This is a genomic window from Streptomyces sp. NPDC053367, from assembly GCF_044545925.1.
Taxonomy (GTDB): domain Bacteria; phylum Actinomycetota; class Actinomycetes; order Streptomycetales; family Streptomycetaceae; genus Streptomyces.
Genome location: NZ_JBITYN010000005.1, coordinates 85,360 through 108,223 on the forward strand (window position 1 = coordinate 85,360; position 22,864 = coordinate 108,223).

The 22,864-nt window shown below is 67.7% G+C and carries 24 protein-coding genes, 1 tRNA gene and 1 pseudogene; 6 read left to right on the plus strand and 20 right to left on the minus strand.

The window, feature by feature from the left end; genetic code table 11:
- Positions 1-6 precede the first annotated feature (6 nt).
- From ACIGXJ_RS15755 to ACIGXJ_RS15770, 4 genes are all read right to left on the minus strand, one after another.
- Positions 7-1,299 carry a homoserine dehydrogenase gene (locus ACIGXJ_RS15755; protein WP_399645022.1) on the minus strand — a complete coding sequence of 431 codons (1,293 nt, stop codon included), beginning with the start codon at positions 1,297-1,299 and terminating at the stop codon, positions 7-9.
- Between the two features lie 145 nt (positions 1,300-1,444).
- A complete protein-coding gene (gene lysA / locus ACIGXJ_RS15760) occupies positions 1,445-2,836 on the minus strand; it encodes a diaminopimelate decarboxylase (RefSeq protein WP_399645024.1) in 1,392 nt (463 codons plus the stop codon).
- Between the two features lie 10 nt (positions 2,837-2,846).
- Complete coding sequence (gene nrtL / locus ACIGXJ_RS15765) at positions 2,847-3,812, minus strand: ArgS-related anticodon-binding protein NrtL (protein WP_399645026.1); 966 nt, start codon at positions 3,810-3,812, stop codon at positions 2,847-2,849.
- Positions 3,813-4,305: 493 nt separating this feature from the next.
- On the minus strand, positions 4,306-4,767 hold the full coding sequence (locus tag ACIGXJ_RS15770) for a response regulator (RefSeq protein ID WP_399645028.1): 462 nt from the start codon (positions 4,765-4,767) through the stop codon (positions 4,306-4,308).
- 197 nt (positions 4,768-4,964) lie between these two features.
- Between ACIGXJ_RS15770 and ACIGXJ_RS15775 the strand changes: the two genes are divergently transcribed.
- A tRNA-Arg gene (locus tag ACIGXJ_RS15775) sits at positions 4,965-5,036 on the plus strand.
- Positions 5,037-5,243: 207 nt separating this feature from the next.
- On the opposite strand, the gene ACIGXJ_RS15780 is transcribed toward ACIGXJ_RS15775, so the two are convergent.
- From ACIGXJ_RS15780 to ACIGXJ_RS15845, 14 genes and pseudogenes are all read right to left on the minus strand, one after another.
- The gene (locus ACIGXJ_RS15780) at positions 5,244-6,128 is read right to left on the minus strand and encodes a nuclease-related domain-containing protein (protein WP_399645030.1); all 885 of its coding nucleotides are present in this window, start codon (positions 6,126-6,128) and stop codon (positions 5,244-5,246) included.
- Between the two features lie 72 nt (positions 6,129-6,200).
- The gene (locus ACIGXJ_RS15785; RefSeq protein ID WP_399645032.1) at positions 6,201-7,574 is read right to left on the minus strand and encodes a tyrosine-type recombinase/integrase; all 1,374 of its coding nucleotides are present in this window, start codon (positions 7,572-7,574) and stop codon (positions 6,201-6,203) included.
- Positions 7,571-7,741 carry a helix-turn-helix transcriptional regulator gene (locus ACIGXJ_RS15790; RefSeq protein WP_399645966.1) on the minus strand — a complete coding sequence of 57 codons (171 nt, stop codon included), beginning with the start codon at positions 7,739-7,741 and terminating at the stop codon, positions 7,571-7,573. Before ACIGXJ_RS15790 ends, ACIGXJ_RS15785 begins: the two co-directional genes overlap by 4 nt.
- A 16-nt stretch (positions 7,742-7,757) precedes the next feature.
- Positions 7,758-9,075: pseudogene (gene repSA / locus ACIGXJ_RS15795) on the minus strand (replication initiator protein RepSA).
- 47 nt (positions 9,076-9,122) lie between these two features.
- Entirely contained in the window at positions 9,123-9,326 is a 204-nt protein-coding gene (locus ACIGXJ_RS15800) for a hypothetical protein (protein WP_399645034.1), read from the minus strand.
- Positions 9,326-9,508, minus strand: coding sequence for a hypothetical protein (locus ACIGXJ_RS15805; protein ID WP_399645036.1), 183 nt, complete (start codon positions 9,506-9,508; stop codon positions 9,326-9,328). The genes ACIGXJ_RS15800 and ACIGXJ_RS15805 overlap by 1 nt, the downstream gene beginning before the upstream one ends.
- An 85-nt stretch (positions 9,509-9,593) precedes the next feature.
- On the minus strand, positions 9,594-10,145 hold the full coding sequence (locus ACIGXJ_RS15810; protein ID WP_399645038.1) for a GGDEF domain-containing protein: 552 nt from the start codon (positions 10,143-10,145) through the stop codon (positions 9,594-9,596).
- 93 nt (positions 10,146-10,238) lie between these two features.
- The gene (locus ACIGXJ_RS15815; protein ID WP_399645040.1) at positions 10,239-10,550 is read right to left on the minus strand and encodes a SpdD-like protein; all 312 of its coding nucleotides are present in this window, start codon (positions 10,548-10,550) and stop codon (positions 10,239-10,241) included.
- A gap of 19 nt (positions 10,551-10,569) precedes the next feature.
- The gene (locus tag ACIGXJ_RS15820) at positions 10,570-10,728 is read right to left on the minus strand and encodes a hypothetical protein (RefSeq protein WP_319278400.1); all 159 of its coding nucleotides are present in this window, start codon (positions 10,726-10,728) and stop codon (positions 10,570-10,572) included.
- Between the two features lie 11 nt (positions 10,729-10,739).
- Positions 10,740-10,931, minus strand: coding sequence for a mobile element transfer protein (locus ACIGXJ_RS15825; protein ID WP_399645042.1), 192 nt, complete (start codon positions 10,929-10,931; stop codon positions 10,740-10,742).
- An 18-nt stretch (positions 10,932-10,949) separates the two neighbouring features.
- Complete coding sequence (locus ACIGXJ_RS15830; RefSeq protein ID WP_399645044.1) at positions 10,950-11,621, minus strand: DUF2637 domain-containing protein; 672 nt, start codon at positions 11,619-11,621, stop codon at positions 10,950-10,952.
- Positions 11,621-11,779 carry a hypothetical protein gene (locus tag ACIGXJ_RS15835; protein WP_399645046.1) on the minus strand — a complete coding sequence of 53 codons (159 nt, stop codon included), beginning with the start codon at positions 11,777-11,779 and terminating at the stop codon, positions 11,621-11,623. Before ACIGXJ_RS15835 ends, ACIGXJ_RS15830 begins: the two co-directional genes overlap by 1 nt.
- Before the next feature lie 84 nt (positions 11,780-11,863).
- Positions 11,864-13,219: an FtsK/SpoIIIE domain-containing protein gene (locus ACIGXJ_RS15840; RefSeq protein ID WP_399645048.1), complete on the minus strand. Its 1,356-nt coding sequence runs from the start codon at positions 13,217-13,219 to the stop codon at positions 11,864-11,866.
- A gap of 2 nt (positions 13,220-13,221) precedes the next feature.
- Entirely contained in the window at positions 13,222-13,578 is a 357-nt protein-coding gene (locus ACIGXJ_RS15845) for a hypothetical protein (RefSeq protein WP_399645050.1), read from the minus strand.
- A gap of 156 nt (positions 13,579-13,734) precedes the next feature.
- Between ACIGXJ_RS15845 and ACIGXJ_RS15850 the strand changes: the two genes are divergently transcribed.
- Together ACIGXJ_RS15850 and ACIGXJ_RS15855 are read left to right on the plus strand one after the other, a co-directional pair.
- Positions 13,735-14,466, plus strand: coding sequence for an XRE family transcriptional regulator (locus ACIGXJ_RS15850; RefSeq protein WP_399645052.1), 732 nt, complete (start codon positions 13,735-13,737; stop codon positions 14,464-14,466).
- A gap of 28 nt (positions 14,467-14,494) precedes the next feature.
- Positions 14,495-14,965 (plus strand): NUDIX hydrolase, encoded by a 471-nt coding sequence (locus ACIGXJ_RS15855; protein WP_399645054.1) that lies wholly within the window; start codon positions 14,495-14,497, stop codon positions 14,963-14,965.
- Here the strand turns inward: ACIGXJ_RS15855 and ACIGXJ_RS15860 are convergent.
- On the minus strand, positions 14,953-15,513 hold the full coding sequence (locus ACIGXJ_RS15860; RefSeq protein WP_399645056.1) for an HD domain-containing protein: 561 nt from the start codon (positions 15,511-15,513) through the stop codon (positions 14,953-14,955). The two genes, ACIGXJ_RS15855 and ACIGXJ_RS15860, sit on opposite strands and share 13 nt — an antisense overlap.
- A 963-nt stretch (positions 15,514-16,476) precedes the next feature.
- On the opposite strand from ACIGXJ_RS15860, the gene ACIGXJ_RS15865 reads away from it, so the two are divergent.
- The gene (locus ACIGXJ_RS15865; RefSeq protein WP_399645058.1) at positions 16,477-18,117 is read left to right on the plus strand and encodes a DUF262 domain-containing protein; all 1,641 of its coding nucleotides are present in this window, start codon (positions 16,477-16,479) and stop codon (positions 18,115-18,117) included.
- Between the two features lie 342 nt (positions 18,118-18,459).
- A complete protein-coding gene (locus tag ACIGXJ_RS15870) occupies positions 18,460-20,115 on the plus strand; it encodes an Eco57I restriction-modification methylase domain-containing protein (RefSeq protein ID WP_399645060.1) in 1,656 nt (551 codons plus the stop codon).
- Here ACIGXJ_RS15870 and ACIGXJ_RS15875 read toward each other — a convergent pair.
- Entirely contained in the window at positions 20,093-20,692 is a 600-nt protein-coding gene (locus ACIGXJ_RS15875; RefSeq protein WP_399645062.1) for a hypothetical protein, read from the minus strand. The two genes, ACIGXJ_RS15870 and ACIGXJ_RS15875, sit on opposite strands and share 23 nt — an antisense overlap.
- Positions 20,693-21,659: 967 nt before the next feature.
- On the opposite strand from ACIGXJ_RS15875, the gene ACIGXJ_RS15880 reads away from it, so the two are divergent.
- Positions 21,660-22,853, plus strand: coding sequence for an acyltransferase family protein (locus ACIGXJ_RS15880; RefSeq protein WP_399645064.1), 1,194 nt, complete (start codon positions 21,660-21,662; stop codon positions 22,851-22,853).
- Positions 22,854-22,864 lie beyond the last annotated feature (11 nt).

The following is a 22,864-nucleotide window of genomic DNA, read 5'->3' on the forward strand; positions in this document are numbered from 1 at the left end:
TGCTGGTTACTCTCCTTCAACCCGCATGATGCTGGCGACACCGCGCACGGTGTCGAGCTTGCGCAGCGCCTCGACGGTCCCGGTGAGGGCGGCGTCGGACGCGCGGTGGGTGACGACGACGAGGGAGGCCTCGCCGTCCTTGCCCTGCTGGCGCACGGTGTCGATGGACACCCCGTGCTCGGCGAAGACGGTCGCGACCTGGGCGAGCACACCCGGCTTGTCCGCCACGTCGAGGCTGATGTGGTAGCGCGTGACGACCTCGCCCATGGGCGAGACGGTCAGGGCGGCGTACGCCGACTCGCCGGGCCCCGTCGCCCCGCTGAGCCGGTTGCGGCACACGGCGACCAGGTCGCCGAGCACGGCCGAGGCGGTGGGCGAGCCACCCGCGCCGGGGCCGTAGAACATGAGCTGCCCGGAGGCGTCCGACTCCACGAACACGGCGTTGTAGGCGCCGCGCACCGAGGCCAGCGGGTGGGTCAGCGGGATCATCGCGGGGTGCACGCGCGCGGTGACGGAGGCCCCGTCCTCGGCGCGCTCGCAGATGGCGAGCAGCTTGATGGTGCAGCCCATCTCCTTCGCGGAGGCGAAGTCGGCGGCGGTCACCTCGGTCATGCCCTCGCGGTAGACGTCGTCGAGGCGCACACGCGTGTGGAAGGCGATCCCGGCGAGGATGGCGGCCTTGGCGGCGGCGTCGAAGCCCTCGACGTCGGCGGTCGGGTCGGCCTCGGCGTAGCCCAGCGCGGTGGCCTCGTCCAGGGCCTCCTGGTAGCCGGCCCCCGTCGAGTCCATCTTGTCGAGGATGAAGTTGGTGGTGCCGTTGACGATGCCGAGCACCCGGTTGACCTTGTCGCCGGCCAGCGACTCGCGCAGCGGGCGGATCAGCGGGATGGCGCCTGCGACGGCGGCCTCGTAGTAGAGGTCCTTGCCGTGCTCCTCGGCGGCCGCGTGCAGGGCGGCGCCGTCCTGGGCGAGCAGCGCCTTGTTGGCGGAGACGACGGACGCGCCGTGTTCGAAGGCGGTGGTGATGAGGGTGCGGGCGGGCTCGATACCGCCGATGACCTCGACCACGACGTCGATGTCGCCGCGTTTGACCAGGGCGGTGGCGTCGGTGGTGATCAGCTCCCGCGCGATGCCCTCGCGGACCCGGTCGGGCCGTCGTACGGCGACACCGGCGAGCTCGACGGGGGCCCCGATGCGGGCGGCGAGGTCGTCGGCGTGCGTCGTCATGATGCGCGCCACCTCTGAGCCGACCACTCCACAGCCCAGCAGCGCCACCTTCAGCGGACGCGTACGCATCATCCGACCTCGTTTCCTCATACCGTCTCGGTTGGTCCAGTCTCACTCACCGGACCGGAGTTTCTGCCCCTGGTCCGGATCGTGAGACATCTATTTCATTTATGCGGGGGTGGCGGACCGAAGATCTTCCACCTGCGGTTTCCCTCGGTCACCCGACGTCGAGCCGGAGGAGGTCCTCCTCGGTCTCACGGCGGACGATGACGCGGGCCTCCCCGTCCTTCACGGCCACGACCGGGGGCCTCAGGACGTGGTTGTAGTTGCTGGCCATGGACCGGCAGTAGGCACCCGTCGCGGGGACGGCGATCAGGTCGCCCGGCGCCAGGTCGGCGGGCAGGAACGCGTCCCGCACCACGATGTCACCGCTCTCGCAGTGCTTGCCGACCACCCGGGAGAGCATGGGCTCGGCGTCACTCGTGCGCGAGACGAGGGCGACGCTGTACTCGGCGTCGTACAGCGCGGTGCGGATGTTGTCCGACATGCCGCCGTCGACGGAGACGTAGGTGCGCAGCCCGTCCAGCGGCTTGACGGTGCCGACCTCGTAGAGCGTGAAGGCGGTCGGGCCGACGACGGCGCGGCCGGGCTCGACGGAGATGCGGGGCGTGCGCAGCCTGGCGGCCTCGCACTCGCGGGTGACGATCTCGCTCAGCGCCTTGGCGATCTCGTGGGGCTCGCGGGGGTCGTCGTCGCTGGTGTAGGCGATGCCGAGGCCGCCGCCGAGGTCGATCTCGGGCAGCTCGACGCCGTGCTCGTCGCGGATGTCCTTCAGCAGGCCGACCACCCGGTGGGCGGCGACCTCGAAGCCGGACATGTCGAAGATCTGCGACCCGATGTGCGAGTGGATGCCGATCAGCTCCAGGCCGTCGAGCTGCAGGGCCCGCCGTACGGCCTCGGCGGCCTGCCCGCCCGCCAGCGGGATGCCGAACTTCTGGTCCTCGTGGGCGGTGGCGATGAACTCGTGGGTGTGCGCCTCGACGCCGACGGTGATACGGATCTGCACCCGCTGCCGCTTGCCGAGTTCCTGGGCGATGTGGGCGACGCGCACGATCTCCTGGAAGGAGTCGAGGACGATACGGCCGACCCCTTCGGTGATCGCGCGGCGGATCTCCTGCGGGGACTTGTTGTTGCCGTGGAAGGCGATCCGGTCGGCGGGCATCCCGGCGGACAGCGCGGTGGCGAGCTCACCGCCGGAGCACACGTCGAGGTTGAGCCCCTCCTCGTGCAGCCAGCGCACGACGGCCCGGGACAGGAACGCCTTGCCGGCGTAGAAGACGTCGGCGTCGGGCCCGAAGGCGGTGCGCCAGGCCCGGGCCCGTGCCCGGAAGTCGGTCTCGTCGAGGATGTAGGCGGGCGTGCCGAACTCCTCGGCGAGCCGGGTGACGGGGATGCCGCCGACGGTGAGCACACCGTCGGTGTCCCGGTCCACGGTCTGCGCCCACACCTTCGGGTCGAGGGAGTTCAGATCGGCGGGCGGGGCGCTGTAGTGGCCCTCGGGCAGGACATCGGCGTGACGGGGCCCGGCGGGGTGGGCGGAACGGCTCATCGTGGCTCTTTCAAAGATGGTCGGGTGCGTCGATGCCGAGCAGGGACAGGCCACCGGCCAGCACCGTCCCGGCGGCTTCGGCGAGGGCGAGCCGGGCGCGGTGGGCGGCCGAGGGTTTCTCCTCACCGCGGGGCAGCACGCCGGGCAGCAGGGCGAGGACGGCATCGGCGACGGTGACGAGATGCCGCGCGAGCCGGTCCGGAGCGCGGTGGGCGGCGGACGCGGCGAGGATGCGGGGGTGGTCGGCGAGAAGGGCCACGACGTCGTGGCCGCCGACGGGACCGGGCTCGGCGGCGAAGCCGAGATCGGCGGCGTTGCGGCTGAGCGCCCGCGTGCGGGCGTGGGCGTAGCGGACGCGGAAGAGGGGGTTGCTCTCCCGCTGCACGAGGTGATCGGCGGTGATCCGGGGCCGGTCGTGCGGCGCGGGATGCAGCAGCGCCCAGCGGGCGGCGTCGGGCCCGAGGGGCATGGGGTCCTCGGGGGCGGGCACCGGACGCAGGTCGGCGGGCTCGCCGTGGGAGACCTCCGTGCGCCCGCCCTGGGAGGCGGCGATCCGCGCGACGGCGTCCGCGACGACCTCGGCCCGCACCTCGTACGGCACCCGCAGCTCGGTCACCTGCCCGGCGAGGGCGTCGGAGTGCCCGTACCGCGCGCCCTCCCGCAGCACCTTGCGTACGAGCTCGGCGCCGGCGTCCCGGTCGAGGCTGATGTTGAGGAACCCGGGCCCGGTGATGGCCACGTCGGTGACGCCCTCGGCCCGTACCAGATGGGGCAGCAGCACCTCGGCGACCTGCCGAGGGGGCCGTCCGGCCGGGCGGGCCAGCTGCAGCGCCACGTTGGTGGCGTAGTCCCCGCACCCCCCGGGCCCCGGCGGCGCGACCACGACCCTCTCGGGCACGGCCACGCTCAGCTCGCCGCCGTCCACGGCACGGCGAACCGCGTGCAGGACGGTACGGGAGAGCTCGACGGGGGTCACGGGACAAGCGTATGGGAGGAGGGGGGTGGGTATGCGAGCCGGTTTGGGGGATGGTCCGGGATGTGGACGAACCCGGGTCGCCCGCGGGGGCGGGCGGGCTACGTGTCGCCGCCCCCGAGGGTGCCCGGGGATGGTCCGGGATGTGCACGAGCCCGGGCGGCCCGCGCGGCGGGCGGGCTACGTGCCGCTGCCCCCGAGGGTGCCCGGGGACGGTCCGGGATGTGCACGAGCCCGGGCGGCCCGCGCGGCGGGCGGGCTACGTGCCGCCGCCCCCGAGGGTGCCCGGGGACGGTCCGGGATGTGGACGAGCCCGGGCGGCCCACGGGGCGGGCGGGCTACGTGCCGCCGCCCCCGAGGGTGCCCGGGGACGGTCCGGGATGTGGACGAGCCCGGGCGGCCCACGGGGCGGGCGGGCTACGTGCCGCCGCCCCCGAGGGTGCCCGGGGACGGTCCGGGATGTGCACGAGCCCGGGCGGCCCACGGGGCGGGCGGGCTACGTGCCGCCGCCCCCGAGGGTGCCCCCGGGAGCGCCCCAGGCGCCCCTGAAGGCGGGGGCCTGTTCCCCGTTCTCGGCCGCCCCCCGGTCGCCGTCCTCCGGCGCGCCGCCCTCGCGCCGCTCGATCAGCTGCCGTACCAGCCGGACCAGCTCGGTGGGCTCGAAGGGCTTGGCGAGGAAGGCGTCGACGCCGATGTCGAGGCCGGTCTCGACCTCGTACTGGTTGCAGGCGCTGACGATGGCGACGGGCAGATCCCGGGTCCGCGGGTCGGCCCGCAGCCGCGCGACGGTCCGCAGTCCGTCGAGGCGCGGCATGACGACATCGAGCGTCACGACATCGGGCCGCACCTGATGGATGACATCCAGACACTCGACACCATCGGCCGCGGTCACGACCTCGAGGCCCTCCAGCTCGAGATTGACCCTGATCAGCTGCCGGATGACCTTGTTGTCGTCCACAACAAGCACCCGGCCCGACGCGCCTGGCACAACTTGAGAGTAGGTCCGGACCGGCCATCCCGTCCGGCTTTTCCCCACTTCCGCCCCCTGCGGGGGACACACGCCCCCGCGGACCTCCCAAAACCCGTTCCTGACCACCCCGTCAGAGCTGGTAGTGTTCTACCCGTCGCCGCGAGCAACACGCTCCACACCGACACGCCCCCGTAGCTCAGGGGATAGAGCAACGGCCTCCGGAGCCGTGTGCGCAGGTTCGAATCCTGCCGGGGGCACCTTGGATTTGGTGCCCAAAGACCCCGTCACCAGCGGAAACGCTGAGGCCGGGGTCTTCGCGTATGTGCAGGCATGTGCCGCCCGAAGCGGCCGTATGCCTGGGTCTGTGGACGAGGCGTGGACGGGATCTTGAGCAATCGCCGCAGGTGAGATCCAGGAATCGACACAGGCCCGGAACGGCCGGCGGATCGCCGAGACGGCCAGGCTCAGGCCCGGATCCAAGCCTGCCGATGGCGGGCAATGCTGTACACCTGCTCGACCTGGGCGGCCGTCAGCACCCCCGTGAGCGGCGCCAGTGCTGCCACTTCGCGCTCCCGGTACACCCGCACGCTGAGCTGTGTGGCCACGACCTTCAGATCGGTGACGCCGACGAAGACGAGGACTGGCTCCACAGGTACGGGAAAGGGACAGTAGCGCTCAAGCACTCGGCCTACCCGCTTTGCCTCCGCACGGCTCTTGCGCGCGTAGGGCGCTGGCTTGCCGTGATCGACTTTTACGGAATCGTCGCCAACCCACACAGCCCGATTGTGGTGGTGCTTCGTATTAATGCTGAATACTCCCCCGGGCCCGATGAGCAGGTGATCAACATCCACATTGTTCGCCAGTCGGATGGAGTGCAGGGCATGCCAACCGTGGCGTGCCAAGCGGTTCAGCTCGGCCCCGACTCGCTTCTCCCCCGCCAGCCCTTTCCGCCAGGAGTCCCACTCCGTGCGGCGCCGCAGGAGTCGCGCGATGACTCGCTCCGCCAAACTTGGACCCGAGCCATCAAGCAGCTCGCGGAGCGAGTCACCGGGAGGGGTGCCGGCCAGATCGTCGGCCGGTGTCAGCGGCGGCAGCAGCGGACGCACTTCCGTCTGGGGTGTCTCCCCCGGGATGCCTGCTGGCTCGCGGCTCTGTAAGTGCTCGGTCAGTACGGCGATCACGTCGTCGCGATACTCAGCACGTAGAACCGTGATCTCCCCCGTCTTCACGTCCGCCCAACCAACCGCGGTGCCGTCGGGCAGATTGGCATACAGGCGATCATGCCCGTACCGCTTCCAGCGCGTGACATTCAGATCCACGAGGCCCCCTCTGCTTCTGGCTCGCAGCATCGCAGCGAGTTGGCCTCAACACGAGAAGGGCCCCGGACAGATGTCCAGGGCCTCAGCGTGGCGCGGAAAGCGTCACTCGTACTCTCGTAACAGTTCCTCGATGCGCCGGTTGGCGACGTCCTGGCGCCCGTCGAGGCACTTCGCGTAGCGGGTCAGCAGGACCTCAACGCTGTTTCCGGCTCGCTCGGCCACCTCGGTGGGGTCGACACCGGCGTTGAGCCACGTGGACAGCGCCGAGTGCCGGAGGTCGTACGGCCGACTCGCGAGCGGCGAGGCCGCGACGGCCGGCGGAAGCGCGAGGAGCCGGGCCTCCTGCCACACGCGGTAGTAGGTCGAGGACGGGACGACCGAGCCCTTCTCACTGAAGAACAACCGCCCGTCGTCCGCCGTGCCGAAGGTGGCCAGGTGCTCCCGGAGAACCGCGACGAGGTGGGGCGGGGTGGGCACCCGTCGGACATCCTCGGTCGGCCGGTTCTTCAGCCCGCGATCGTCGTGGGTCTCCCCCGAGTCCGTCCATTGCTTTCCGACAGACGGACGAGTCCGGTGGAGCAGTGCCGAGCCCCAGCCCTGCTCGGGAAGGTTCAAGTCCGTCTCGACGAGGCCGACCGCTTCCGCCGGCCGGAGACCGCCGAAGTACATGGCGGCGAACAGACCCACGAGGCGGCGACCCCGGGCACGCCGGTATCCGCCCACATAGGAAACCGCCGCCAGCAGGTTCCTTGCCTGCTCCGGGTTGGCGACAACCCGCGGATCGATCTGGTTGGACACCTTCGGCTTCTGCCAGCGGACAGCTGTGATCGGGTTCTCCCGCAGCTCCCCCAGGTCAACGGCGTAATTCGCGGCATTGACGAGCGTCCGACGCTTACGCCGCACCGTTTCGGCCGCTGCCGCCGTGCCGTCGAGCTTGAGCTTCAGCGAGTCGAGGACCGCGCGAGCCGTGGCCGGTTCAGCGAGATCGGCGAGCGGCCGGGACGCCTTGGACACCCAGTGAAGAACGTTCCGCACGTCCTCCGGAACTTCCCGGTCATCGGGCCCCGGAAGCACGAAGGCCCAGGTGCGCAGCGCTTTGCGGATCGTCTCGTCGGACGGCCGTCCGGCGCGGTCGTCGAGGAGTTCCAGCGTCACGCTGGTGAGGGCTTCGTTGATGCCGTCCCGTGTGTTGGGGGCGGCATGGGGCCATTTCATGGCGAGGTACCTGAGGGCAAAGGCGTACCACGACACGGCCGACTTCTTCTCTAGCATCGAGGCCGGAAGGCCCGACGCCGTGTCGAATTCCTCGCCGTCGCGCATCGCGCGCATGAGCTTCGTGCGGTAGTGGTCGGCAAGCGCCTTGGTTCGGAAAGATTCCGAGAAGACGTTGCCCGCAACAGACCAGCGAACCCCGTAGGACGGTGTTTTCGTGTCTCGCTTACGGACACCCCAAACCTTCACATCGAGAGACTTCACGCGGCTTCCTCCAGCTGACGCAGCCACGTCCTAAAGTCGCTACGCCAGACCCTCAGTTCACCGTTGGGGAGCTTGAAAGCGTCGGGTCCGTGTCCCAGCTCGCGCCACCGATAGAACGTCCGCCTAGAAACGCCACCGAGCTCATCGAGAATTTGCGGGACCGTCATCAGCTCGTCCTTCACCTCAATCTCCTTTCCGGGCTGGGAGTTCCTCGCGAACGGTTTCGCGGTTGAGTTGGAGGCCGCGGGCGATGGTGGCGGCCAGGACCGATTCGCCGGGGGTGTGGCCGTGGCCGGCGTACTGCCAGTCGGCCAGGACCAGGACGGTGTCCGGCTCCTGGTCGTCGAGCCCGAGAGCGGCTTGTTCCTGGGCGGCTCGGTAGTCGGCGCGGGCCTGACGGAGAGCGCCGAGGGTGGTGGAGTAGCGGCGGGACTTGGAGGAGAAGTGGCCGCGGAAGCCGAGCATGTGCGCCCAGGCCCAGAGGCGCCGGTCCGGATACAGCGGGTCGAGCAGCTTGCAGGCTTCGATCAGGCGACGGGTGTGGTCGGGCACGCCGTGGTGGTCGAGTTCGGACAGCTCACCTATGCGGCGGTCGAGGGTGCCGGTGTTCTCGGCGGCTTTGGTGGCGTACTTGGCAACGTAGGAGGCGACGGCCTGTTCGGTGATCTCGGAGCCGTCCCCGAAGGCCTTGACCGGGCGGACGTCGAGCTGGGTGCCCCAGCGGAAGGTCCGGGCGGGTTGGTCTGAGGCGGCCGGGACGGAGACCGAAGTGTAGGAATGCCCGGCGGCGGCCCGGATCGCGTCGGTGAGGAGGCCGACCGTGGCCCAGGCCGGCGGCGGGGTGCCGGGGCCGTCCGGCCCGTCGAGACGGATGACCGCGTGGAAGTGCAGGGCGCCCCGCTTCTGGAACTCCGCGACCTTGCCGTAGGAGAGCCGGGCCGCTTCCTTCAGCTCCCGCTGGGAGAGGCCGGCGCGGGCGGCGATCTCGCGGCGGAGCCGGTTGGTGAAGCGCTGCCAGAGCTGTCCGGCGTGGTTGTTGAACAGCACCGCGCCCGCGTAGTCGTACGTGTCCGGGTCGAGGGCGGTGCCGAGGGCGGGGTCGTCGGCGGCGTGGCGGGTGCCGCAGCGGCAGACGCCATGGTCGGGCCGGTTGTGGACGCGGCCGAGCGGGGGGGGCGGTGGGTGTGGCGAAGACGCGGGGGTGATCCCGGACGCTGGTGGGGATGTCGCGGCGGTCGTCCCCGGCGAGCCCGGCCCGGATGAGGTGGTAGGTGTCGCCCGCGTACGTCCAGGCGCAGGAGGGGCAGCGGGAGGCCCGGCGGTTGCCGCAAGCGAGGCGGAGCCGTCCGCCCGGTTCGCCCTCGGTGGAGTAGTGGTGCAGGGTCTCGCCGGTGGTCTTGTCTTTGGTAAGGGTCCAGCCGGTCAGGTGGATGGGGTCGGCGCAGCCGCCGGTTCGGCGGACCTGGTCTGCCCAGCGGGTGTAGTCGGGGGCCGAAGCCACCCTCAGCAGGTCGCCGAGGGTGGTCGGGTCGAGCAGGGCTTTCGGGGTCAACGGCGCCAGCCTCGCTTCTGCGGGGTGTTGGCGTCTTCGCTCGCGGCGGCGTTGGAGGTGCGGCCGTGGCGGTTGGGCTTGGTGGCCCGGTCGGTGTCGTGCAGCTGGTGGGCTTTGGCGGTCTTCTTCAGGCGGTCGTAGTCGCCGTCCAGGTCGTCGGACAGGATGCGGTCGACTCCGAGGCTCCAGCGGCGGGGCATCAGGCGTTCACCCCCTGTCGGCGGGTGGGGCGCATGGTGCCGGTGCCCTGGCAGGCCGGGCAGTGGGCGGTGATGGTGCGCAGGTGGCCACGGTGGTCGCGGCCGCCGAGGGTGACGGCGACGGAGGCGAAGCCGTCGCAGGCCGGGCAGATCCTAGGCGGGGGCGGGGTGGGCTGGGCCATGATGGTGGTTCCTTTCGATTGCGGTTGGAAGGAACGGCCCCGGGTGGCGGCGTGCTTGGCGGCTTGTGCGCCACCCGGCGGCCTTTCAGCGAGGGGTGCGGGAGCCCCGGCGGGTGCGGCCCTTGACCGCGTACATGGCGGCGTCGGCGGCGGTGAGCGCGTCGGTGAGGACGGGCACGGGAAGCTCGGCGATGTGGCAGACGCCGACCGAGGCGGCCAGGGGCAGCGATGTTCCGGCGTAGGGCAGCGGCCGGTGCAGTGCCGCGGTGAGCGCTTCGAGCTCAGCGGCGGCCAGGTCCTGGACCACGGCGACGAATTCGTCCCCGCCCAGGCGGCCAGCGATGCCCTTGCGGCCGCACCAGGCACCCAGCCGTTCGGCGATGGCGATGAGGGCGGCGTCCCCGGCGGCGTGACCGTGGGTGTCGTTGAGGGTCTTGAAGTGGTCGAGGTCGACCAGGAGCACGGCCGCGTCGGGGTGCCGGCGGATGCAGTGTTCGGCGCGGGCGGTCCATCCGGCGCGGGTGTGCAGACCGGTGAGCGGGTCGCGGCGGGCGGAGGCGAGACGGCGGGCGAGGATGCCGCCGTGCACGGCCCAGCCGACTAAGGGCATGAGGCTGGCGGCTATGTGCAGGTCCATGTGCTTCTCCTTGACGATGGCGGTTGGCTGGCGGAGCGCGGTCTGCGGGGCGGCGGCGTGCTTGGCGGCTTGTGCGTCGCCCGCGAGGACCGTTCAGCGGCGCTTGGCGTCCGAGGCGAGCAGGGAGCGCAGGACGACGGCGCAGACGGCGACTGAGGCGCCGGTGATGGCGACGGCCAGGAGCATGGAGACGAGGACGGCACCGACGACCAGGACCACGGCCGTGCCCCCGCCGACGAGGGCGAGGACGGCGCCCGGAGTGAGCTGGACGGTGGGCCGGGCGGGGACCTGCGGGGCTGGCACCGGGGCGGGCGCGTGCTGAATCACGGCGGTCGGCTCGACGACGGTGGGCGGGGCGACGAGGCCTGTGGGGGCGGGCATGGTGGGGACCTTCGGGCGGAGCATGGCGGCTCTCCCTTCGTGGCTACTTGGTGAGGGCGGTGTCGATGACCGGGGCGAGCAGGCTGTCGGCGATGAGGTAGCCGCCGAGGAGCAGCACCAGGACCAGCCAGAGCGGCGGGCGGAAGAGCTTGCAGCCGAGGTAGCCGACGACCGCGAGGGCGAACCAGAGGGGGACCTGCATGGCGGTGTCTCCTAGCGGACGCGGCAGCGGTGGGTGCGAGCGGCGAGCTGGGCGGCGGACTGGCTGGAGTAGTCGGCGGACCAGCCGCAGCGGTCGGCGGTGCAGACGGCGGCGTGTTTGGTCTGGCCGTGGCGGTCGCGGTGGGTGCCGATCTGCACGGGGCCGATGCGCATCACGGAGTGGAAGTGGTCGCGGGCGGGCATGACTTGTCTCCTTGCCAGTCAGACGAGTTGGGCGGCGATCGCGTCAGCGAGGTGGGGCGGGACGCCGAGACGAGCGCGCAGGGTGTCGGTGTCGATCGGGGCGCCGGTGCGGGCGCGGTGGGCTTCGGCGACCTTGCGGGCGTGGTCGACGAGCGCGGCCGGGACCGCGGGCGCTGCGGGGGCCTGGTCGGCGGGCGGAAGCGCTGGCGATTCCTCTGCCGGGGTCGAGGCCGGGGCGGGCACGGGCTCGGGGGCCTGTATCTGGTCGTAGTCGGTGTCGGACTTCGGGGCCGGGACGGGTGTCGGCGCAGTCGATGTGCGGTGGCCGGCGGAGTGGGCGAGGAGGGTGCCGCCGAGGAAGGCGAGCGCGGGCCATCCGGCGATGCCCAGGCGCAGCAGAGCGGGCGGGTCGGCCAGGTCGAGGAAACCGGCAGTGGCCACGTTCGCGCCGAGGGAGGCGAACAGGGCGATGAGGAACCAGCACCAGGCGAGCCGGGACGGGCCCTCGCTCCGCAGTCGTCGCCAGGCGGCGACCAGAAGCAGGTCGACACTCACCGGGTAGGCCCACGCCTTCCAGCCGTCCTGTCCGGCAGCGGCGGCCAGGTCGTGAAGGTGGGCGAAGGACAGGGCTCCTGCGATGACTGCCTGGACCAGGACGGCATCGACGCGCAGGCCGTGACGGGCGGCCATCAGGACTCCTCACCGTTCGGTGGCTGCGGAAGCGAGACGGCCAGGGATGGGCTGACGGCTTCGACGAAGTCGAGGTCTGCGCCGTTGGTGTCGGCGTAGAGGGCGAGCTGGCCCAGGAGCAGGACGGTGCGGGCGAAGTCCTCGCAGTCGGGGCACATGGCGGGGTTCTCCCTTCAGAAGGCATGGAGGGGGGTAGGGACCTGGCGCGAAGGGCGGTCGCGTCGACCCGTGGGACGGGGCAGTCAGGCCGTGACGGGAGTGGCCTTCTTCAGCGGCACCGGGACCCCGGAGGCGTCGGTCAGCTCAGGCCGGAAGGGGGCCAGTTCGGGCAGGGCCGGGGTGCGGTCGGCGTATCGGTTGCAGGTGTTCACGGCTTGGCGCAGCGAGGTGTGCGGTGCCCGGATGCGGTGCCAGCCCCCGGTGGAGTCCCCGGCGATGGCGAGTCCGCGTGTCTCGGCGGGGATCTGGATGGCCGCGAGGACGGCGTCCGGGGAGATGTCGCCGAAGGCCACGTTTGCCGAGGTCTCGTCGTTGACGCGGTGGGCGGTGCGGCCGGTGAGCTGGGCGCGGAGCATGGTGATGCCCTTGCCGAGTTCGGAGCCGAAGCGCTGTCCGCAGATCTCCAGGTAGATGCCGGCCGCGCGGCCGAGCTGGGCGAGGCGGACCAGCGCGGTGATGATCCGGTCCCGCCGCTTCTCTTCCTCCTTGCTGGCGTAGAGGGCCAGTTCGGCAACCTCGTCGACCAGGACCACGACCGGCACCGGCCGAACGTGCTCGGGCAGGTCCCAGATGTCGGCGGCTATCTCCGCGTCCGGGACGGCCGAGGAGATGCGCTGCTCGGCGCGGATGAGCTGGTAGACGCCTTCCATGCGGGACACGAGCGCATCGAGCAGCTCGGCGGCGGTGTCAGGGTTGTCGGCGAGCGCGGAGAAGCGGCGGGCCAGCGGGAACAGCTCCACCCCTTGCTTGCAGTCGATGCCGACCAGGGCGACATCCATCGGGGCGAGCCCGGCGACCAGGTTGCGCTGGTAGACGGACTTGCCCGACTCCGTGGCGCCAAGGGTGAGGGCGTGCGGGACGGCGCGGTAGTCGCGGTAGTGCACCGAGCCGTCCTCCCGCAGGGCGACCGGCACCCGCATCGGGCGGGTGTCGAGCTTGGCCGGCATCTGCACCCGCGCAAGGACGTCGTAACCGGTCATCCGCACTTCCACGACCCCGGACCGCAGCTCGCGCGAGGTGACGCCGTACATCGAGAACGAGTGCCGCAGTCGGTCCGAGGCGGCGGCGACGTCGAAGGCGTCCTGTCCGGGCCGCAGACCCAGCCGCAGAATCAGCCCCGTTCGGGTCGGTCGGAGCCGCAGGATGCGCGGCGGGCGTGGGTTCGGCGTGGGCCGGTTGGTGACGCGGGCCAGGGTCAGGCGCCAGCGCGAGGGTGGGACCGTCAGACCGCAGGCTTCCATGACGGAGGCGTAGCGGACGAGGACCCGCAGTACGGCGAAGGTGACACCGAAGGTCAGCCAGTACCAGGCGGGGCGCCGCCACCGCAGGAGACCCGCAGCGGCGACGACCAGCACCAGCGCGACCGTGAGGGCGGTCATGATCAGGCCGCCTTGGAGCTCGCGGAAGCGGCGACGAGGGACGTGACCGCGACGGCACGGAAGGCGATGCCGTGCCGCTTCTGGCCATTGAAGTCGTTCTCCCACGGCCGGGCGATCAGGCCCGTGAGGGCGACCGGCGTGCCCATGGTCAGCTCACCGGAGATGCCGGGTTCCGGCACGGTGATCGAGAGGATCTCCACCTCTTCGTTCGCCGCGAACATCACGTCGACCGTCATCAGCTTCGCGCCCGTCTCGGCGTCCATGGCGATCTCGCCGGTACGACGGTCCTTGACCTTGGGCTGGGGGGTCTTGGCGACCATCACGGTTGCGGCGGAGGTGTCCACGGGAATCTGACGCATCGTCTTGTCTCCTGCTGTGGTGGGTTCTTGACCGACGTCCCGACGGTGAGACCAGGAGACCGCGAGAGGGCGTGGACGCATCACGGCCCGTATGGACGTTTAGGGACGTCTGAGCTACCGTCAAAACGTCCCTACGGGTCCCGAGAAGGGAACACGATGGCGAACGAGCGTCTGCGTGCAGCGATTTCGGCGAAGGGCGAGACGATCCAGTCCGTTGCCGAGCACGTCGGGGTCGATCCCAAGAGCGTCGAGCGCTGGATCACGACGAACCGGACTCCGCACCGGGGGCACCGCTGGAAGGCTGCGAGCTTCCTTGGGGTCGACGAGGTCTACGTCTGGCCGTCGGTCGAGAAGCAGGCCGAGAAGGCGAGTGCGTCGGAGCTGATCACGTACTACCCGCACCGTGGTGCGGTCCCTGCCCCGCTGTGGTCTTCCCTGATCGAAGGGGCCACGGACCAGGTCGACATCCTGGTCTACGCGGGGCTGTTCCTCTTCGACAGTCACCCAGACCTCCCGGACCAGTTGGCCGAGAAGGCGAAGGCCGGCGCCCAGGTCCGCATCCTCCTGGGCGACCCGGAGTCCGAGGCTGTGCGCCAGCGCGGCGAGGAGGAAGGCATCGGCGACGACCTGGCCGCGCGAGCGCGGATCACCCGCCGGTACTTGCAACCCGCCATGTCGACGCCGGGCGTCGAGATCCGGCTGCACGACACGATCCTCTACAACTCGATCTACCGGTTCGACGAGGACGTACTGGTGAACCCTCACGTGCTGGGAGCTCCCGCCGGACAGAACCCGGTGATGCACTTCAAGTACCTGCCAGGAGCGCGGACGTTCCGGCACTACATGCGGAGCTTCGACTACGCATGGGAGCAGGGCAGGGCGGCGTGAACGCCTGCCGACGTGCGACGCTGAACGCATGGCACGCGTGGACTACTTCAACGATCCGAACGCCCCGAAGGCGAACAGCCTCGTTCCTTCCGTGACCGCCGTTGCCCGCAACGAGGCCGGAGAGGTCCTGCTGATCCACAAGACCGACAACGACCTGTGGGCCCTGCCCGGAGGCGGCATCGACCTTGGCGAGTCAGCCCCCGACGCGGCTGTACGCGAGACCAAGGAGGAGACCGGGTTCGACGTCGAGGTGACCGGCCTGGTCGGGATCTACACGAACCCCGGGCATGTGATGGCGTACGACGACGGCGAAGTCCGCCAGCAGTTCTCCATCTGCTTCCACGCCCGCATCGTCGGCGGCCAGCTGCGCACGAGCAGCGAGAGCAAGGAAGTGGCGTTCGTCGATCCGAGCAGGCTGGACGAGCTGAACATCCACCCGTCGATGCGGATGCGGATCGAGCACGGGTTGGCCGGCCGGGCAGAGCCCTACATCGGCTGAGCGGCCATGCGGTCGAGGGTTCGCTCCACGGCGGCCTGGAGGTACGGGCGCGCCTTGCTGATCGCGTTGTGCACCTCGCTGCCCGGCTCGTACCGGACCAGGATCTCGTCGATCCGGGCGTCAAAGGCGAAGGACTGTCCAGCGGGGCCGGTCGTCATGTCGGCGAAGATCAGGGCGTCAAGGACGGGCGAGTCTTCCCGCTCGTAGACGGCCAGCTCTGCCGAAAGGCCGCGCTGTTCCGCTTCGTACACGGCCCCGGAGTGGTGGGCGACCAGCCGCACCAACCGCGCCGGCGCGCCCAGGGTTTCCAGGTACCGGGCCCCATCGAGGGGATGGAATCCGGTGTCACGCAGCTCGGGGGCGTACCCGATGTCGTGCAGCCACGCAGCGGCGACGAGGAGATCCCGCTCAGCCTCCGACACAGCCGCAGCAGCCTCGCGAGCCCGAGCAGCCACCGCCTGAGTGTGCAGCCAGCGGTTCCCGAGCTGGGGGAGCAGAGACTCGGCGAGTTCGGCCGCTCCCTGGGGCGTGTCCAGTGCAAGAGGCATGGTTGGAACGGTAGCCGAGACGGGCGATGAGCCGACAGGCCGCGAGCGAGCGTGTTCGATCATGGGCGCGGTAAAACTTTCCCTACTTCATCAAGGCTCGCTTCGCTCGCTGGTCCGGCGGTCAACGGCGCTCTCGGATCATCGCCAACCCGACCGCCGCACACTCCACCCAAGCGCATCAACGACTACGCCCGGCCCCCACGCCACCGCCACCACGATCCGGCCTCAGGAAGGGAAAGACGCAACAGCAGCTCCACCCCAACGACCCGCTACCGGGGCCACCGCGTACCCCTTTCCACCCGGTTGCCTACTTCCGGTAGGTCGGATCAAGACCCGAGGGCCGCGCCAAGCGCGGCGGCGCCGGCCGGTCGCCGCCGCGCCGCCTCACTGTCTTCGCCACCGGCCGCACGTCGCCGCCCGTCCGTCGCCGCACGCAGCGGCCACATTCCGACACGGGCACGGGGACAAACGGTGATCCCCAACGGTGCAGGTCAAAGACGCTTTGTGTCACCAAAAGAGGCCGGATCGTGGTGGCGGCGGCTTGCGGGCCGACGCAGCCAGATGCGCGGGCGTTCGTACGGCCCGCTGATCCACGCACCCAGCCCGCCGGCCGGACGGCGGGCAAGGCCATGAGAGAGGGGACAACCCCGCTGTGGCTGGGGCGGTCGGCTCCACGGCTTTAGGCAGCCACTTTGGCGCGAGCCTCGAAGATCATGGCCCCAACGTCGTGCTTCTCCGGGCAGGTCCACAGACTGCCCGACGCGCCGGAAGCTTACGGGGCCATGATCACTCGCGCCAAAGCAGCTCCAGCCCAAAGCCGCTCCGCCGACCTGAGATAGTCGGTGCAGGGTTGGCAGAAGGCGAGGTCTCATTCACCGGTCATGCCCTAGCCCCAGCATGTACCTTCGTCCTGCAGACATCAGAGCTGAACTGGGAGGGGCTATGGAAGCAAGGAACCGAAGCTTGAGCGAGTGGCTTTCTGCGGTGAGGTCCGGCCAAGTGAAACTTCCCCGCTTCCAGAGATTTGAGGCCTGGAGCTACTCACAAGTTCAGGGCCTGCTTGAGAGCGTACTGAATGACCTTCCCATCGGCGCTATGTTTCTGCTCGAGGTGGAAGGAAATCCCCCTTTTCATCCCCGTCCCATCAACAGTGCTCCCGCGGAAGGTAAGGTCAGCGAACTCCTGCTCGATGGCCAACAGCGCGTTACGGCCCTTTGGAAGAGTTTGCATGGAGGTTACCCCGAGCGCGAATTCTTTGTCAGCATGATCGAGAAAACAGACTATGCTGGCACTGCGGTAAAAAGCATCAAGATTAGCGAGCGGGACGGTAAACGCTACCCTCTTTGGGTAGACGATCCCGCTAAATTGCTCGAGCGCGACCTTGTCCCTGTGCGGCTACTTCTACCCGGGGAGGGCGCCAACGACGCGGCGATTGAATGGATCCAGACGGCGTGCGGCGATGATCACGCCAATGTCATTAAGCTCATAAAGAAGGTCAACGGATGGCGATCCACAGTTTCTGCCTTCAACATTCCCTTCCTGTCTCTACCTAAAGATACAAGCGCCGCTCAAGTTCTGGAGGTCTTCACGCGAATCAATACGGGGTCGACGCCGCTGTCCATTTTCGACATCATCACTGCCGACATTGAGCAAGCAGTCGGAGAGTCACTACACGATCTACTCGAAAACCTGAACGGCCGTGTTCCGGGGTTGTCTCGGTATGGAGACGTTCAAGACATCGTTCTCCGGACTGCGGCCCTAATGCAGGACAAGACGCCAGACCGACCTAGCATCCTCAACTTGGACTGGGATGTGGTTGTTACCACTTGGCCTCGCCTGGTCGCCGGAGCCGAAAAGGCAGTGGAATTTTTGGAGGCTGAAAAGGTAATAGACTCTGCCAGGCTGCCGATTTTCACGGCCGTGCCCGCCCTGATAAGCCTTTGGTCGCACGCTACCGACCTGAGTCCCGACAGGCTAGGAGAAGCACGTACGCTGCTACGTAAGTTCATGTGGCGTGCATTCTTTACGGAGCGCTATGAAAGTAGCGCACACACAGCAGTGATTCAGGATGTACGAGAGTTGACCAAGGCCATCAGGGATGGGGCTCCTGATCCAAAGCCACCCATTTTTAGTGAAGACCTCCCAAGCCTCGAAGATCTACAAGAGGCGGGATGGCCCAAGAAAAAAGACCGCCTTGCACGGGCAATCCTCCTGGTTAGCCTTCAAGGAGGAGCCACTGATCTCGCCGAGGGCGAGGCCATTACTACGCTCAACGCGACCAGTCGCGAATATCATCACATCTTCCCGGACGGCTATCTTAAGGACCATAAGGTAGCCCTACCCTCAAACCTGGCCCTCAACTGCGCCCTCATTACCTGGAAGACGAACAGGACCATCCACAACAAAGAGCCGCTCGTCTATATGCGAGATCGCGCGGAAGCAAGCAGTCTCGGTGATGATGAAATTGTTTTTCGCCTCAAGACACACGCCATTCCTGAGAAACCACTTAGGGAAAACGACTACGAGGCATTCATCAGTGCGCGGGCAGAAGAAGTCGAAACAGCTATGAATTCCTTGACGAGCGGTCGCTTGTGGAGCCCCTGACGACAGTCAAGCTGCAGCGCTGACCGGTTAGCGGGAGATCTTCGCCCCCCATGCACCGCGTCGTGCAGTGGTTCACCGTCAATGCCACAAACCACTGCACTTGCAGAAGCCGCCGGCTGATGGGAGGCAACGCTCACAGATGAGCGCTGCTTCCCATCGGTTGCCGACACCGCTGCCCTCTCCACAGTTCAAGGCGCGGCTTTGGGCCGGGGTAGGATAAAAGGCCACCGACCAGGACGTTCCCACTCCGCCGAGCCAGTCATGGCACTCCACCGACTCGGCGCCTGCCTCGGTAACCCATCCGCCCAGTGGATCCCGAGCTTGCCAAGATAGGCTCCTACCGTGACATCGCAGACGCTGCAAACGCCATCCGCCGGTGAGATCCCCGCAGGCTCCGTCAACCACGGCGAGGTGTACACACAGCGTTGGGTCGTTGACATGATCCTCGATCTCGTCGGCTACACACCGGATCACCACCTTGCCGGCCTGACCATCACGGATCCCGCCTGCGGAAGCGGGGCTTTCCTCGTCGCGATTGCCGAACGACTCAGTCAGTCTTGCCGCAAGTTCGACTGTGAGCTTCCTGCGGCGGGCATCCAAGCTTTCGACATCCTCGAACGTAACGTGGAGACCAGCCGGCGCAAGATCGAAGCAACGCTTGTTGATGAGGGTTGGGGACGTCTTACGGCACAAAGTTTGGCGGCTCAATGGGTCAAGTCGGGAGACTATCTACTGCAGGACCAGCACGTGCCTACGGATCTGGTAGTGGGCAATCCTCCTTATATCCGCATCGAAGAGGTTCCCGCGTCCCGAATGGATCTATACCGGCTCAGGAATAGAACCATGACCGGCAGGTCTGACGTCTATATTGGATTTTATGAGCAAGGATTGAAGGCATTGAAACCCGATGGAAAGCTGGGTTTCATTTGTGCTGACCGGTGGATGCGTAACCAGTACGGTCGTGAACTGCGGAAGCTAATCTCTGAGAACTATGCAGTCGACTCACTGGTCGTCATGCATGACGTTGATGCATTCGAAGACAAAGTCGCGGCATACCCAGCCATCACCGTCATCCGTAATGGCCCCCAGCGCAGTGCCGCAGTCGTAGACACTTCTAAGGCCCTTAAACAGCGCCATTCCGAGGAACTTGTCTCTTGGATTAAGCATCCGGAGAGTTCAAGCAAGGAGCACGTCGCTTTTCGAGCGGCGCGCCTTCCTCATTGGTTCCAGGGCACTGATTCGTGGCCCATGGGCAGCCCTGAGCGCCTTGCTCTACTAGAAGACCTCAGTGACCGATACCCAACACTCGAGGAATCGGGCGTGAAGGTAGGGATCGGAGTAGCAACGGGAGCGGACTCCGTTTTCTTGACTAAGCGTGATGATCTAGTAGAGGAAGACCGCCTGCTTCCTCTATCCATGGTCAAAGACGCAAAAACGGGTAGCTACGAATGGACGGGACACTATCTAGTAAACCCATGGACTAAGGATGGAGATCTCGTCGACCTAAGGGCTTATCCACGATTGAACTCGTATTTCGAGAGCAATCGAGCGACCCTCCAGAGCCGGCATGTTGCTAGGAAGAATCCGCAGCGCTGGTATCGCACCATCGACAAAGTCGATTCTGCCCTGACAGACCGACCCAAGCTCCTTTTTCCGGATATGAAGCTCAACATCCATCCGACCCTGGAGCTCGGCGGTTACTACCCGCACCATAACCTTTACTATATGGTCTCCGATTGCTGGGACCTCGAAGTTCTGGGCGGGATCCTCCTTTCACGCTTGGCTCAAATGTTCGTTGAGGCTTACGCAGTAAGAATGCGCGGAGGGACACTTAGGTTTCAAGCGCAGTACTTGAGGAGGATTCGCGTACCACGACCCGGGACCTTGGATCCTGCGGTCGAGAAAGATCTGGTGGAAGCATTTAGGCTACGTGACGTAGATGGAGCCACCCAGGCAGCACTACGCGCTTACGGGATCAGCCGCCTTCCAGTCCGCTAAGCGATGAATCGACAGCCGGATCTTGTTCCGGAACGGGAATCTCCCTGGCCTCCCTCTTTTCCCGGACCACCACATGCATATCGATCGGCGTTCGTGACAGGACAGCACTTACGATGTCCTCAAAGAATTTGTCTATCGACAGGTCTTCGGGGACCAGGTCAGGGCGTGCCTTGATGCCTTCCGCGCTACCTTGAGTCCAGTCAGCGATAATTAGGGCCGTCGCGTCATATACGTCAAACTCTGCCTTGAGTTTGCGCATCATGTCGACAGCACGCTCGTAAGAAGCGGACTCATGCGAGTGAATGGAAGAGTTCAAAAGAAAAACGAACCCGATTGCCGCTAGAGGGTGGCGCCCCCGCAGGTTCTTGGCGTCACCATAAGACTCCTCGAATCGATTTGCCATGTTGTTGCCGAACGAAGAGCCCATCGTCTTCGTGGAGATCATGATTTCAGGACCCCGCGCCCATTGCGCGACCACGACGTCGACCTGTTTTACATATGCTCTACCTAGCACTTTGGCGCTACTCGGCGCTGTTTTTTTGTCCTTCAAAAGACGCTTGTACAGCTCGACCTGCATCGCCTTAGGGAGATTACTAAGGAAGGTCGCGACCTCGTGTGGTAGAACTCGTGGCGCCTCTTGCCTAGGCCATACTTCGTCAGGAGCGAATCCAGCCCGCCTCAGCTCGTGGGCTATCCAAGCATCCAAGGCCTTAGCGAGCCGGCCGCTCTGCGAATCAGCACCCTGGCCAATCGGAATACCAATCATCTGCTCCAGAAGCTCTGTATCGGCGCAGTATGTCCCTCCCTTCCACGGGGAGACACCACTCGCGGAAGCCAGGAGCGGTTCGAGCTCAAAAAAACCATCTGTAGACATTCTCAACCATTTCAGACATCTGCAGCTCAGATTATGCGATGCTGGGCAACGCACCACAGCACGCTAGGGGATCTTGGGCGGCTTCGTCAGCTGATCTGCGGACTATCTGCGGACCAAGATGCTCCAAGCTGCCGACGCAAGGCGTTTGACCTGCGCAGATGCGAGACAAGCAGTCGCCCTCCGGAGCCGTGTGCGCAGGTTCGAATCCTGCCGGGGGCACCTTGGATTTGGTGCCCAAAGACCCCGTCACCAGCGGAAACGCTGAGGCCGGGGTCTTCGCGTATGTGGGGGCGGACTCAGCCGGACACCGCCTCGCCTGGCCGGCCCGGCGCCTCCCCCTCGGGGCCTCGCCTGGCCGACCCAGCCCCCCGCCCCCCTCGGGCCCTCGCCTGGCCAGCCCAGCCCCCTCCCCCCCCTCGGGCCCTCGCCGGTCGGCGCCCCCGACCCGAGAACGCCCTCAGGCCCCCGGCCCGAGAACGCCCGCCCCCAGTCCCAGGTCGGCCGACGACGGCTCGGCAAGTGTGTTCGGCAATTGCCAGTAGACCCTGCCCGGCCAGGCTCGAACGGTGTGGTGTGCATCTAGGATGACCGGGCCGTGCTCGAGGGCCGGCGGTGATCGCGTCCCTGGAGTGCTTGAGTGCGCATAGGCAAGAGGGCTGCCCGTCAAAGGGTGGCCGGTGTTCGGTCGGGGGGTGGCGGCGAGCGGGTCGTCGTCCTCGACGGGTTGCGGCTTGTGGCCGCGTTGATGGTCGTCGCGTATCACTACGTGGCGTTCGGGGAGGGCTGGGAAGGGTCGCAGGCGCCGCTGTTCCCCGTGGTGTTCCGGCCGTCCGCCTACGGGTGGCTGGGTGTCGAGCTGTTCTTCATGATCAGCGGCTTTGTCATCTGCATGAGCTGCTGGGGGCGTACCGTCCCGGAGTTCTTCGTCTCCCGGGTGATCCGGCTGTTCCCCGCGTACTGGCTGGCGGTGATCGCCACGACGGCGGTGGTCGCCCTGATGCCGGGTGGGATCGATCCGCTGGCCTGGCGGGACGTGCTGGTCAACCTGACCATGCTGCAGTGGCCGATGGGGGTCGAGCATGTCGACGGGGTGTACTGGACGCTCTGGGCCGAGCTGCGGTTCTACCTGCTCTTCGCGCTCGTGGTGTGGCGCGGGGTGACGTACCGGCGGGTGGTCGCCTTCTGTTGTGTGTGGGCGACCGCCGCGCTGCTGGCCACCGGCTACGACCTGGGTGCCCTCGACCATCTGCTGGTCGTACCGCACTGCTGGTTCTTCATCGCCGGGCTGGGCTTCTTCCTCATCCACCGCTTCGGGTCGAACCTGCTGCTGTGGGGCATCGTCGGCCTCTCGTTCGTCATGGGGCAGCAGACCGTCATGCAGACGTGGCGGCGGACGCTGGACCGCGTCGGCGACAACGTCCCCGGCTGGGGTGTCGCCGTGCTCATCACCGTCTTCTACGTCGTGATGGCCGGTGTCTCGCTGGGCTGGTTCCGGCGGGTGGACTGGCGGTGGCTGCCCGCGGCGGGGGCGCTCACGTATCCGCTGTATCTGCTGCACGAGTCCATCGGCTGGGAGATCTTCCACCGTTTCCAGGGCTCGGCCGACCAGTGGGTGCTGCTCGGTGTGACGGTCGTGGGCATGCTGGTGCTGGCCCATCTGGTGCACCGGTGGGTGGAGCGGCCCGCGTCCCGGCGGTTGAAGCGTTCCCTGACCTCCGCCTTCGCTCAGGTGCGGGCCGGTGGTGAGCCGCCTGCGCCTCGAAAGCCTGCGCCGCGGGAGCCTGGGCCGCCCGGCTCGCGGGCGTTCGTTCCGGGGGCGCGGGTTCCGGAGCCGGACGCTGCCGCGGGGCCCTACGCGCGCTGATCCGCCGGGTC

Bases quoted from the DNA above. Each gene is read 5' to 3' on its own strand.
- ACIGXJ_RS15830 (WP_399645044.1), bottom strand. From the start codon at position 11,621: ATGGCCGCCCGTCACGGCCTGCGCGTCGATGCCGTCCTGGTCCAGGCA.
- ACIGXJ_RS15835 (WP_399645046.1), bottom strand. From the start codon at position 11,779: ATGTGCCCCGACTGCGAGGACTTCGCCCGCACCGTCCTGCTCCTGGGC.
- ACIGXJ_RS15790 (WP_399645966.1), bottom strand. From the start codon at position 7,741: ATGACGGTCCCGCAAATTCTCGATGAGCTCGGTGGCGTTTCTAGGCGG.
- ACIGXJ_RS15800 (WP_399645034.1), bottom strand. From the start codon at position 9,326: ATGCCCCGCCGCTGGAGCCTCGGAGTCGACCGCATCCTGTCCGACGAC.
- ACIGXJ_RS15845 (WP_399645050.1), bottom strand. From the start codon at position 13,578: ATGCGTCAGATTCCCGTGGACACCTCCGCCGCAACCGTGATGGTCGCC.
- ACIGXJ_RS15855 (WP_399645054.1), top strand. From the start codon at position 14,495: ATGGCACGCGTGGACTACTTCAACGATCCGAACGCCCCGAAGGCGAAC.
- ACIGXJ_RS15820 (WP_319278400.1), bottom strand. From the start codon at position 10,728: ATGCAGGTCCCCCTCTGGTTCGCCCTCGCGGTCGTCGGCTACCTCGGC.
- ACIGXJ_RS15810 (WP_399645038.1), bottom strand. From the start codon at position 10,145: ATGGACCTGCACATAGCCGCCAGCCTCATGCCCTTAGTCGGCTGGGCC.
- ACIGXJ_RS15840 (WP_399645048.1), bottom strand. From the start codon at position 13,219: ATGACCGCCCTCACGGTCGCGCTGGTGCTGGTCGTCGCCGCTGCGGGT.
- ACIGXJ_RS15875 (WP_399645062.1), bottom strand. From the start codon at position 20,692: ATGCAGGTCGAGCTGTACAAGCGTCTTTTGAAGGACAAAAAAACAGCG.
- ACIGXJ_RS15805 (WP_399645036.1), bottom strand. From the start codon at position 9,508: ATGGCCCAGCCCACCCCGCCCCCGCCTAGGATCTGCCCGGCCTGCGAC.
- ACIGXJ_RS15825 (WP_399645042.1), bottom strand. From the start codon at position 10,931: ATGCCCGCCCGCGACCACTTCCACTCCGTGATGCGCATCGGCCCCGTG.
- ACIGXJ_RS15780 (WP_399645030.1), bottom strand. From the start codon at position 6,128: ATGCTGCGAGCCAGAAGCAGAGGGGGCCTCGTGGATCTGAATGTCACG.
- lysA (WP_399645024.1), bottom strand. From the start codon at position 2,836: ATGAGCCGTTCCGCCCACCCCGCCGGGCCCCGTCACGCCGATGTCCTG.
- ACIGXJ_RS15815 (WP_399645040.1), bottom strand. From the start codon at position 10,550: ATGCTCCGCCCGAAGGTCCCCACCATGCCCGCCCCCACAGGCCTCGTC.
- ACIGXJ_RS15755 (WP_399645022.1), bottom strand. From the start codon at position 1,299: ATGATGCGTACGCGTCCGCTGAAGGTGGCGCTGCTGGGCTGTGGAGTG.
- ACIGXJ_RS15850 (WP_399645052.1), top strand. From the start codon at position 13,735: ATGGCGAACGAGCGTCTGCGTGCAGCGATTTCGGCGAAGGGCGAGACG.
- ACIGXJ_RS15860 (WP_399645056.1), bottom strand. From the start codon at position 15,513: ATGCCTCTTGCACTGGACACGCCCCAGGGAGCGGCCGAACTCGCCGAG.